The sequence below is a fragment of the Eubacterium sp. CAG:161 genome, assembly GCF_000432355.1.
GTDB lineage: Bacteria > Bacillota > Clostridia > Lachnospirales > Lachnospiraceae > Eubacterium_G > Eubacterium_G segne.
Window position 1 is genome coordinate 1 of the sequence record NZ_HF991828.1, and the last position, 11,309, is coordinate 11,309.

Sequence of the window (11,309 nt, forward strand, 5' to 3'; positions counted from 1 at the left end):
AAGCCAGTATGTGTCTCAGGCATGGCGTGAAGCCACCAAAAACATGCAACGCAGTTATTCACATAAAGGTTATCCTTATGACAATGCCTGTTTCTTCTTTCAATTCCCTAATTGCTGCTACCAATCCGTTTTCGCCTTGCAAAGCAGAGCCTCCAGTTGTAACTTCCCATTCACCACCATGATGTTTGCGTAAATCATGTTGCATTAACAAATATAATCTATATATACTCAATTGGCAAAGCTATCAGGTTTTCTCTTAAATATGTTTTTTTATCTATCAGACAAAGAATAATTCCCATACCTCTTTTTTTATCAGGTATCTTGTCAAGGACCTGATTTGTGGCTCCCATAATAGCCTTTGGATTACCTGACATTTTTATTTCAACAGGATATAATACTCCATTCTCTTCGATAATTAAATCTATTTCATTTTCTCCTGTTTTTCTTTTGTCCTTACCTCTATAGTAATAAATATTGAAACGATAATCTTTACCTTCATTAGAATACGTTTTTAAAATTTCAGAAATAACAAATGTTTCAAACATATTTCCGGCTACTGCCGAATTCTTTAGTGCATCAGCTGTCAACCATCTTGTCAGGTAACAGGCAAGTCCTGTGTCCCTAAAATATATTTTTGGTGTTTTTATAGCTCTGTTTAATGCACTTGCACTATATGGCTGTAACAAATAAACTATCCCTGTTCTTTCTAAAATTGATATCCATTTTTTTACAGTCATTTCACTTATACCTATGTCACTTGCAATATTTGCATAATTAAGTAGCTCACCTGTTCGGGCTGCAACAGCCGTTAAAAATTTTGTAAATGTAATACTGTCAGTAGCAATCAACTCATTTATGTCTCTTTCTAAATATGTTGATACATAAGATGAATAAAACTCCTGCCAATCTCGATCTATATCGTATAATTCAGGATATGAACCCTTATGAATAATTTCCCATACGTTATCATATTTCTTTAATTCTGTTTCACGCTCTTTCAAATAATCCTCTGTAGGCACAAAATGTTTATTAAATTTTATCTTTTTAATTTCACGCATGGACAAACCTGAAAGTTCAAAAATTGATACTCTGCCAGCCAGTGATTCGCTAATTCCCTTCATAAGTTCTAATTTTTGAGAACCCGACAATATGAATTGCCCTCTTTCATCAGATTCATCTACTATTTGTTTAATCTCTTCCAGAATTGCTCCCTCTTTCTGTACTTCATCAATAAAGAGAGGACATGGGTTATTCAAAAAGAATAATTTAGGTTCTTCTTTAGCTTGTATTCTAGTTAATCTATCGTCAAAATTAGTTCTATTGTATTCTGAAAATTCATGTTTAATTAATGTTGATTTTCCAACCTGTCTTGCACCAACGACTAAAGTACATTTACTTTTTTGTACTCTATCTTTAAGAATTGGTGAAATATTTCTTTCAATATATGACATTTTGATCCTCCATATAAACAATATTTAAGATTATTATAAACATTCTTCAAATAATATTCAAGCGACTAATCCATAATCAGAATATGGATTAGTCGCTTTTGTAATAATAATGTATTCCTGATGGTATTCTCTGTAACCATTATCAGCTCTTTCAGGTGTAAGTAATCCCTGACTTTCATAAAATCTAATATTTTTGCTTGTTATTCCAACTAGTTCTTCAACCTGTTTAATCTTCACCGGATAGCCTCCATCTTCTTGTTTTTAATAACCCGATTCACTTATAACTGTATCGATACGCCTTATTTATACAGCTTCCATAAGGTGGAAGGTCAATACTTTTTTTAATTCTAATAATATTATTATATACCATACATTACAACATACAAAGAAAAAAGAGCCGGGCTCCCCAACTCTTTTCTCAACAAATTATAATTTTTACCCTTTTACTGCTCCAACTACAAGACTCTCCTGTACCTGTTTGCTTAAAAAGAAATAAATAATGATAGTAGGTAATGTTGCTATAACCATACCTGCTCCTATTAATCCCCATTCTGTTGAATACTGACCTGCAAGTGACATTATTCCTACTGGAAGTGTTCTATACTGGTCACTGTCAACAAAAGTATTGGCTAACATTAATTCATTCCATGTTCCAAGAAGTGTAAATATTGAAGCTGTGGCAATAGCCGGCTTAACCATTGGGAATATTATTTGAATAAAACATTTAAATATTCCACAGCCGTCAATATATGCGGCTTCTTCCATTTCTCTTGGTATTCCTCTATAGAAACCAACTAATATCATGATACTCATTGGCAGAGCTCCTGCTATATATGGAATCATTAGTCCAAGATAACCTCCCTTTAACCCAAGGGTGTCAAGAATCTGGAATAATGGAAGTAATGCTGCCTGCGCAGGTATCATTATTCCTATCATAAATAATCCATAAACAGCATTCTTTAGTTTCCATGTCATTCTGGCAATGGCGTATGCTGCCATTGAAGATATTATTCCTGCCACAACAACGGTAACTACAGAATAAAAAACTGAATTAAGGAAATAACGAATTAAGTTAGATGAACTTAATGCTGTTATATAATTATCCCATTTCCAAACTTTTGGAAGTCCTATTACGTTCTCGCCAAATATTTCCGTATTGCTTTTTAATGAAAAAGTTATAAGCCAGTATAAGGGAAACAACTGAGTCAAAGCAATTAAAAGCAACACTATAAATTTTATCTTGCCTATAATATTTTTCTTCTTCATTGTACCCTCCTAGACTGCTGAAACATTTTGTTCTGCTTTTTTAAACAATCTGTTTACAATAAATGTAAATATTAAACATTCGATTACTATAAAAAATGCCTGAGCACTTCCATAACCATATAATCCTTTTCTAAACAAATTGTTATACATTAATGTTGCCGGAACCTCACTTATATGATTTGGTCCACCACCTGTCATTACATATACTAAATCAAAGGCTCTAAGTGAACCTGTAATTGCAAAGATTACACAAGTCTTTATTACAGGAACCAGCAGAGGTAACGTGATTTTTCTATAAACCTGCCATGTTGATGCTCCATCAATCTGTGCAGCTTCATAGTAATCTGTTGAAATTGATTTAATTCCTGCGTAAAAAATAATCATGTGATAACCTATATATTGCCATACAGATGGAATTAACACGGTCATAAATGCATTTTTTGTAAGCCATGAGTGTTCATATCCCGGTACAAAATGTCTTATTACAGTATTTATTACACCATAATCACTGTTAAACATTTTAAGCCATAATTGTCCAATAACCATACTTGAAATTACAACAGGTATAAAATATATAGTTCTAAAAAAGTTATCCCCTTTTACACCTTTTGATAATATCAAGGCTAATATTAATGATATTGGTAACTGAATAAATAATGATGCTGCCACTAATATTAATGAATTTTTTACCGCCTGTGGAAAATATCTGTCGGAAGTAAATAATTCAATATAGTTTTTTATTCCAATAAATGTTTTACTTCCAATCCCATTGTATTCAAAAAAGCTATATACTCCTGATGTTATCAATGGGATTAGAGTAAATCCTAAAAATAAAAGTAGCGCCGGTAATATGAAAATCAATATGTATTTTTTATTTCCAAGCATTTTTTCCATAACACTACCTACCTCTTACTTCTTATTTGCCGTTGATTGCCGCTTTATGTTCATCAATAAATGCATTTATATCTGCGCCATCTGCAAATAATGTCTGTACCTGTTCGTTATGAACTGCTGCAGGTTCTGCTTCTAAAGATGTATCCCATGCAAGAACACCCTGTTTTCCTTCTGCCAATAAATCTTTAATCTGAATGAATAATGGATTTAACTTACTTTCATCAGCTTTTGTTGTCCATCCACTGAATCCTGAACCTGTTTCGTATGATGCAACACCCATTTTTTCATTAATGTAAACACAGAATTTTGCTGCTTCTTCTTTGTACTTAGTATTGTTGTTTACCCAGAATGATTCAACATAACCACCACAGTAATCTGTTGATTCTCCATTTCCGTCAGAAATCATAGGAATCTTTAATGCTACAACTTCTTCAGGGTTAACTGTTGCTGCTTCATCTGTATATACGTTGTTCGCAAACCAGCTTCCCATAATTCTCATTGCTGCCTTGCCGTTTTCAAATGCTGCATTGGCGTCATCATTTCCCTGCTCTAATGGATTTTCTCCAAAAGCTCCTAATTTGTATAAGTCTGATACTTTCTGTGCTGCCTTCTTATATCCCTCGTCACCAAATTCTTTTTTACCTGATAGCATTTCATTAACACCTGTAGCTCCTACTTCTCTCAAAGCTAATGCCTGGTATACAAAAGCTGCATTCCATCCGTCCTTTGCGCCTGCTGCTAATGGTGTAACGCCGTCAAGAGTTTTTAATTTCTTAACTGCATCTACTAATTCATCATATGTATCAGGAAGCTTAGCACCTGCCTTGTCAAATAATGTTTTGTTGCAGAATAATGTCATATACCATGAGAACATTGGCACTGAAAATAATTTTCCATCATATTCAAATGCTGATGTTGAACCTTCCACCATTCTTGATTTAACATCATCTGTTAAGTAATCATCTAATGCCATTACTTTTCCTGCGTCAACTAATTTCTTAGCTGTACCTGCACCCCACCAGTAGAATACATCAATGCCCTTTGCATCTCCTGCAAACTCTGCATTAATCTTTGTCTTGTATGCTTCAGTATCCAATGTTTCTGTTTTGATTTTTACATTAGGATTATCTTTTTCGTAAGCCTTAACTGCTTCCTCATATCTACTCTTAAGTTCATTTGTGTCATTTGACCACTGATGCCATACATTTAATGTGATAGTTCCGTCATCCTTTTTTCCCTCACTCTTACTATCACTGTTTCCGCATCCTACCATAGAGAATGCCATTGTTGATGCTAACGTAACCGCTAACACTTTCTTAAATAAATTCTTTCTCATTTTATTTCCTCCTCGAATTTTTATACTGAAAGTATACTTTAGTACAACACCTATCTCAATTTAATATTTTGACCAAAAAAGGTTAAAAATTTTACTAAAATTTCTAACCTTTTTTTAACACTATGCTCTATATTCTTTTACTGTTTGTCCTGTCTGCTTTTTAAAGCAAATACAGAAATAGTGGGAGTCTTTAAACCCTATTTTTTCCGCCACCTCATACACTTTAAGCTCCGTCTCCTTAAGAATTTTTTTGCTTGCTTCTATTCTTTTCTGGGAAATATATTCAATAAAACTTACACCATATGTTTTCTTAAATTCCCTACTTAGGTAACTGTCATTTATGTATAAATCGGAGGCGACCTTTTTAAGTGAAAGTTCCGGGTTATACAGATTTCTGTTAACGTAATCCAGTGCATCTTTTATTACATTTTTTCTCTTACCTGAACGCTTTTTTTCATGATAATCACAAACCTGTTTAATGTATTTTATAACACACTCTGATGTATCATCTATGGTTCTTATTTCCCTAACATTTTGGAAAACTTCTTCCTCACTTGCCAATTGATATATGTTTGTTCCATATTTGTTTAATGTAGAGCTTGCCCTTAGGATTATTGTCATTGCCATTAATTTAAGATATTCCTCATCAGGTATTTTTTCTGCTTTAATTATTTCTGTGTAATCAGAAACATATTTTAGTACTTCTTCTCTTCTACAATTAATTATTGCATCTGAAAATTCATCCCAGTCTATTTCCTTTTTTGAACTGTTTTTCTTCATTATTTCCTGATACTCAGAAAAGGTAACAACCTTATTTCTGCCTAATAATACAGAAACACCTATAGCTTTGTTTGCCTGACCATATGCTGCCGGTATTCCATTAAATTCACTGTTTTTTTTACTAACACCAATAGTTGCCGTTATTCCCATATTGTTTAATTTATTATGCAAATCATTAGCGTAATCAATGCATTTACTTACGTCTGTTTTTGTGAAAAACATTACAATGTTATGCATAAAATGTATAAAAGAAAGGCTATTCTCATTATTTTGCTTTTGTATAAATTCATACACTTTTTTATAATTTTGGTTTTCTTGGGCATCTTTGATTTTTACATTTATGCAAACACATCCATCAACTAAATCACTGCAATTATATATTTCCAATTTTGTTGTAGCTTCCTCTTCTCCTATACGATTTTCTACTAATCTAAGAAGAAAGCTCTCCCTTAATATATCGTAATTTTTTTCCGCACTTTCTTTAAGCTTTGCTACTTTTGATTCCTCTTCATTGACTTTTGCTATTTCAGTTTTAATTTTAGTCATAACTTCACTTATTTCTTTTATGTTGACAGGCTTTAAAAGAAATTCGTCAACTCCAAGCTTAATTGCTTTTCTTGCATATTCAAATTCACGAAATCCGGTTACAATTACTACCCTGCATTTAGGATTTTTTTGTAGCAATTTTTCCGTAAACTGCAATCCGTCCATTCCAGGCATATTAATATCCGTAATTACAATATCAACATTGTGGTAGTTTATATATTCCAAGGCATCCTTTCCTGATGTAGCCTCTTCTACAATATTAAAACCGTTCTCTTCCCAATTATATCCTTTACGGATTAAAACTCTTTCTAACTTTTCATCGTCAACCAATAATACATTTAACATATGTTATTTCTCCATTTTAATCTTTTTGATTGTGACAATTATCTCCGTTCCTACACCAACTTCACTTTGTATAATTACAGGATTTTCTATTCCGTATGTAAGATGAATTCTCTGTATTAAACTATATAAACCAAATCCTGACTTTCCGGTAACTGTTCTTCCTGCAAGTATATCTTCTATTTTTTCATCACTCATTCCCACTCCATCATCTGATACTATGAAAATTATTTCATCTTCCTGCTCAAATACCTTAATTTCAATATTACCTCCTTCACCATTTAAGCCATGATGTACAGCATTTTCTACCAGCGGCTGTAACAGTAATTTAAGCACTTTTTCATGTTTTACAACATCTTCTATATCATAGCTAATTGCAATCTGGTTTTCATATCTGGTGTTTAAAATTGTAATGTAGCTTTCAATACAACCGATTTCATCTTCTACGCTTATATAATCCAGTCCACTGTTTAAACTATTTTTGTAAAAGTTACCCAATGCCTGTATCATCTGAAAGCATTTTTCATTCTCTTCCATTAAAGCCAATGCCGAAATTGCATCTAAAGTATTATACAAAAAATGAGGATTTATCTGAGCGTAAATTATGTCTAACTTTCCTTTTGCAATTATTCTTTCCTCATCCTTTACTCTCTTCATTAATGCCTTAACTGATAAAATCATATGATTGAAAACTTTTCTTAAATTCGTTATTTCGTTATCATAGTCATCCACAGGCATTGTAATAAATTCCCCATTTTCTACTATCTGCATATGATTTTCTATTTTTCTTAAAGGTTTAAAAATAAGATACGTAAGTAGCGTGGAACACAAAAATACAAAAATAATATTAATTCCCATAATTATTGCAATAATCGTTGAATAATACGGTGCAAAAGATGTAATATCGTCCATTGAAAAAATTCCTACCAGTTTCCAATCCTGTATTCCCATATCCTGACAGGCTACAATACACTCTTCTCCATTATTTTTTACTTCTTGGTATCCTTCATTAATATTTTCTGCTACTTTCGTATACTTTTTGAAATCTCTTTTTTCCTCCTGAGGTTTTATTACATAATTTCCTTTTGAATCAATAATATAAAACTGATTCTTTGAATCTTCACTTACCTGATTAAAATATCCCTGAAGAACAGTATTATCAAAAGTAATAAGTAGTGTTGCTAAAGGCTTATAATCTTTTTTGTCTAAAATCTGCCTTACATAACACAAATAGTTATTATTTTCATAGTATTCTATTGTGCCATCACTTCCCTTATAAAAAAATCCATTGCCACCGGCACTTTGCATTTTCTTATACCAGTCAGCTCCCTGGATGTACTTATTAACTTTTCTTGGTGTTCTTTTATATGAACTGTAACAATTATTATATTGATCAAATATATATACTCCTGAAACATAATCTCCTGATAAAATCATGTTAAAAAGACTTTTGGTTATGTTTTTCTGATAATTTAAATCAATATTAGCTGAATTAATTTGTCTTAGAGAATCCTGTACAATATCATCAAAATATATATACGTAGAAAGCTGCGTAACATTTTCAAACACTAATGCTAAGTTTCCATGAAGTGCGCTAACTGTCTGAACACCTGCTTTTCCGATTTCTTCCTTAGTATACTTATTATTAACAGCCCATATCATTGAAAACGTCATAACAAATGATAGTAGCAAAATTAATATATATGTAAATATAATCTGTGTTCTTATTTTGGATTTTTTCCAATATTTTATAATTTTTTTCAACTTTTTTCTGCTCCATAATTTTTTTGTAAATCCGTATTCTTCTATACTAAACTATAGCCTATCTTTTCAGGTTGTACAACTTAAAACCAGACATTGAAATTTTTTTTAGATAATTTTTTCTTTTCCGTACTTATCTTGTTAATTATATATTACTAATTTATTTGAAACGTCTCAATTGATTTTTTTGACTTAAAAAGGTTAAAATTTTTACTAAGAAATCTGATTGGTAAAAATATCTACCTTTTTGTTTAAAAATACTCAACATATCCTTATAAATAACAGGAAGGGGCTGTAAAAAAAAGTCTCCTAAAAGTAAAACAGCTGAAATTACCATTGGTTATCGAAAAATTAATTGATATTTCTGATCCGGTCTATACTTTTTGTGACGTAATGGATCGCATCGACCTAACACCATACTTTGTAGAAGGGAAAGGCTACAAAACAGGTCGTCCAAGATGTGATGCAGAAAAGTTGCTAAAAGTTATTCTGTTTGCTTTCATGGAAAATGGTTATTGTTCACTTCGTGAAATCGAAAAACTGTGTAACAATGACATAAGATTTATGTACTTATTGGATGAAATGAAAGCCCCCACCTTTGCTACTTTTGGCAACTTTATTCGCAATGAACTTACAACAAACATTGAAGATATATTCAACGACATTAATTCATATATATTTGATAAGGAAAAAGTCGATTTAAATCATACTTACATTGATGGAACAAAGATTGAGGCTAATGCAAACAAATATACGTGGGTATGGAAGAAATCCTGTACCAGAAATCGTCTTAAAGTCTTTGGTTATGACTCTGAACTGATAGATGAAATTATAAAAGACTCTTCAGAAGAGGCATAGAAAACGTAAATTTGGAACTAACGTTAATTGCCTGTGCTTTTAATCTTTATAAATATCATAATAAACGTAATAGGTTGAAGCTTATTGCCTGACTATCGGTAACTGAATATATCGAAAAAAGCTCTTATTAACATAGGGCTTATTAAAGTACCCTAAAAATAAACGATAATTATAAATTAACATAAAGAAACAGAGATGTATTGGCAATAGTCAATGCATCTCTGCTAATTAAGGACTTTTTTTACAACCCCTTTCGTAACTTTCACCCAGAAAATTATTACACATATAATAGAAACATCTACCTTTAACATAATTTGAAATTTTTATTTTTCTCTCTTAAATCAACCTTAATTATTTTACCCCTCGAATTATCATCGTTACAGACACATTTGTATCCCACAATTTAATTCCTTTATCGTAAAGTGCTAATCGATAATCATATTTTTTGTTGACTAATCTTTTTAACTCTTCTATTTCAGATTCATCAACAATATTAGGTGCAATATATGATAATCCATTTATATTATCAATATTAACTTGACGATTAGCATTTATCATAGCATACGCTGTTTCTCTAGAATAAATGGGATTGTCTGGAGTTAAATTAATTGTAATATATTCAGTACTTACATTTTTAAATCCATTTTTTTCCATATTTAGTGGTATTTCCGATTTATTCTGTTGATATAAACATATATCATATTTTTTTTCAATGTCGTAGAAATAGTTTTCAACACGTTCCCAAATTTGTTTTTCAAACTCAGATTGTTCTATAACACACTGCGAACAAATATTAATTCCGTTTCTAGCCGATAAAACAAGACAAACACCATTTTTTTTTAATACCCTATATTGTTCACCATAAAATTTTGATGGTTCAATATGTTCCGCAACAGTATTTGAAATTGTTACATCTAAACTATTATTATCGAATTTTAATCTTGTTGCGTCCCCTTCACTAAAATAAATAGACGAACTTTTTTTACTAGCATAATTAATAAAATTGCTATCCCTGTCAATAGCATAAATATTAATATTTGGATACCAACGCCGAAGAGATTCTGCTAATGCACCTGGCCCACATCCTATTTCCAACAATTTAAGATTACTTCTGTCTTCAATTTTAAAAGCCTCTAAATATTTGTCCTTATATATATCCGAAAACCTAAGTGAACGAGTGTCATAAAGGGTTCCTATTTTCTGTACATAAGTTGACCATATTGTATTCATAGTATCCTCCAACATTAACTTTCTCTCTATAAATATGACCAACTATATTATACCATAATTTATACTCTAAATAAACGAATGTTTTGTCTATAAAACAATAAACCACTTATAATTTGAAAGTGACATATTCAACATTTAATTTTCCATTAGCCCCTAAATATTCTTCAATTAAGATGTTTCATCTTCTAAGTGCTAATAACCTACGCAACAATAGAACGATTTGAAAAGTTATCCCGCTTTTGCTTACCATATTATTTTCTTAAATTAACATTCATGTAACGCCCAATATTACGCAAATTCATCGAGTCCTCTACAAACTGAAGTTCATCCCAATATGCAGACCTTTGATTATACACGCTTATAAATTATTGGTTCATCATATCCAAAAGTTCTCTTTCCATTAACTTCCATGCTTTCCGATACTTCCAGAAAATTGTTGGAACACTTTTCCCCAAATTTGAATGTCATTACCGGAGAGAACTGGCTTGTGCTGCCACCTTCCCAGATTCCGTCCTTTTCATGATAAAGTGCCGGATTAAATTTTTCAGATTTTTCTAGTTTAGAGTAATCAACATTCTTCATAGAATCATATGAAAATGTATTTTTATCTTCTCCTTTTGGAATTTCATAAGAAGAAAGTAAAATTCCCTGTTCTATTTCCGTGATAAGGAAAAGATGTGGAGATGCATGACGTTTTCCAGTTATCGAACACTATTTCTCTTTTGCTTTTGCTATACTGGCGATATCTCCCACTCCATTCAATACCATTGTCGGAAGATAAGCATAAGTTTTGAGTGTGTCCTTCGTTGAACATCCAGAGAGAACCAATACAGTAGACATACCAC

9 protein-coding genes and 2 pseudogenes are annotated in these 11,309 nt (G+C 31.7%); 1 reads left to right on the forward strand and 10 read right to left on the reverse strand.

All coding sequences use genetic code 11. The annotated features are described in order from the left end of the window. Window positions 1-58 precede the first annotated feature (58 nt). The 8 genes and pseudogenes from Q5O30_RS00045 to Q5O30_RS00080 form a co-directional block, all read right to left on the reverse strand. Window positions 59-205, reverse strand: a complete 147-nt coding sequence (locus Q5O30_RS00045) for an NUDIX domain-containing protein (RefSeq protein WP_370553092.1) — start codon at window positions 203-205, stop codon at window positions 59-61. A gap of 13 nt (window positions 206-218) precedes the next feature. Continuing rightward, on the reverse strand, window positions 219-1,451 hold the full coding sequence (locus Q5O30_RS00050) for an ATP-binding protein (RefSeq protein WP_005360214.1): 1,233 nt from the start codon (window positions 1,449-1,451) through the stop codon (window positions 219-221). Window positions 1,452-1,568: 117 nt separating this feature from the next. Next, window positions 1,569-1,688: pseudogene (locus Q5O30_RS00055) on the reverse strand (MerR family transcriptional regulator); the annotation flags it as partial. Between the two features lie 198 nt (window positions 1,689-1,886). After that, entirely contained in the window at window positions 1,887-2,717 is an 831-nt protein-coding gene (locus Q5O30_RS00060) for a carbohydrate ABC transporter permease (protein WP_021951735.1), read from the reverse strand. 9 nt (window positions 2,718-2,726) lie between these two features. Continuing rightward, a complete protein-coding gene (locus Q5O30_RS00065) occupies window positions 2,727-3,611 on the reverse strand; it encodes a carbohydrate ABC transporter permease (RefSeq protein WP_021951736.1) in 885 nt (294 codons plus the stop codon). 22 nt (window positions 3,612-3,633) lie between these two features. Further along, the gene (locus Q5O30_RS00070) at window positions 3,634-4,947 is read right to left on the reverse strand and encodes an ABC transporter substrate-binding protein (protein ID WP_021951737.1); all 1,314 of its coding nucleotides are present in this window, start codon (window positions 4,945-4,947) and stop codon (window positions 3,634-3,636) included. 120 nt (window positions 4,948-5,067) lie between these two features. Further along, window positions 5,068-6,618 (reverse strand): response regulator, encoded by a 1,551-nt coding sequence (locus Q5O30_RS00075; protein WP_021951738.1) that lies wholly within the window; start codon window positions 6,616-6,618, stop codon window positions 5,068-5,070. Between the two features lie 3 nt (window positions 6,619-6,621). After that, window positions 6,622-8,379 carry a sensor histidine kinase gene (locus tag Q5O30_RS00080; protein WP_021951739.1) on the reverse strand — a complete coding sequence of 586 codons (1,758 nt, stop codon included), beginning with the start codon at window positions 8,377-8,379 and terminating at the stop codon, window positions 6,622-6,624. A gap of 333 nt (window positions 8,380-8,712) precedes the next feature. On the opposite strand from Q5O30_RS00080, the gene Q5O30_RS00085 reads away from it, so the two are divergent. Further along, window positions 8,713-9,234, forward strand: a complete 522-nt coding sequence (locus tag Q5O30_RS00085) for a transposase (RefSeq protein ID WP_021951740.1) — start codon at window positions 8,713-8,715, stop codon at window positions 9,232-9,234. Between the two features lie 351 nt (window positions 9,235-9,585). Here Q5O30_RS00085 and Q5O30_RS00090 read toward each other — a convergent pair whose 3' ends face one another. Together Q5O30_RS00090 and Q5O30_RS00095 are read right to left on the reverse strand one after the other, a co-directional pair. After that, window positions 9,586-10,464, reverse strand: coding sequence for a class I SAM-dependent methyltransferase (locus Q5O30_RS00090; protein ID WP_021951741.1), 879 nt, complete (start codon window positions 10,462-10,464; stop codon window positions 9,586-9,588). Between the two features lie 348 nt (window positions 10,465-10,812). Next, window positions 10,813-11,169: pseudogene (locus tag Q5O30_RS00095) on the reverse strand (hypothetical protein); the annotation flags it as partial. Window positions 11,170-11,309 lie beyond the last annotated feature (140 nt).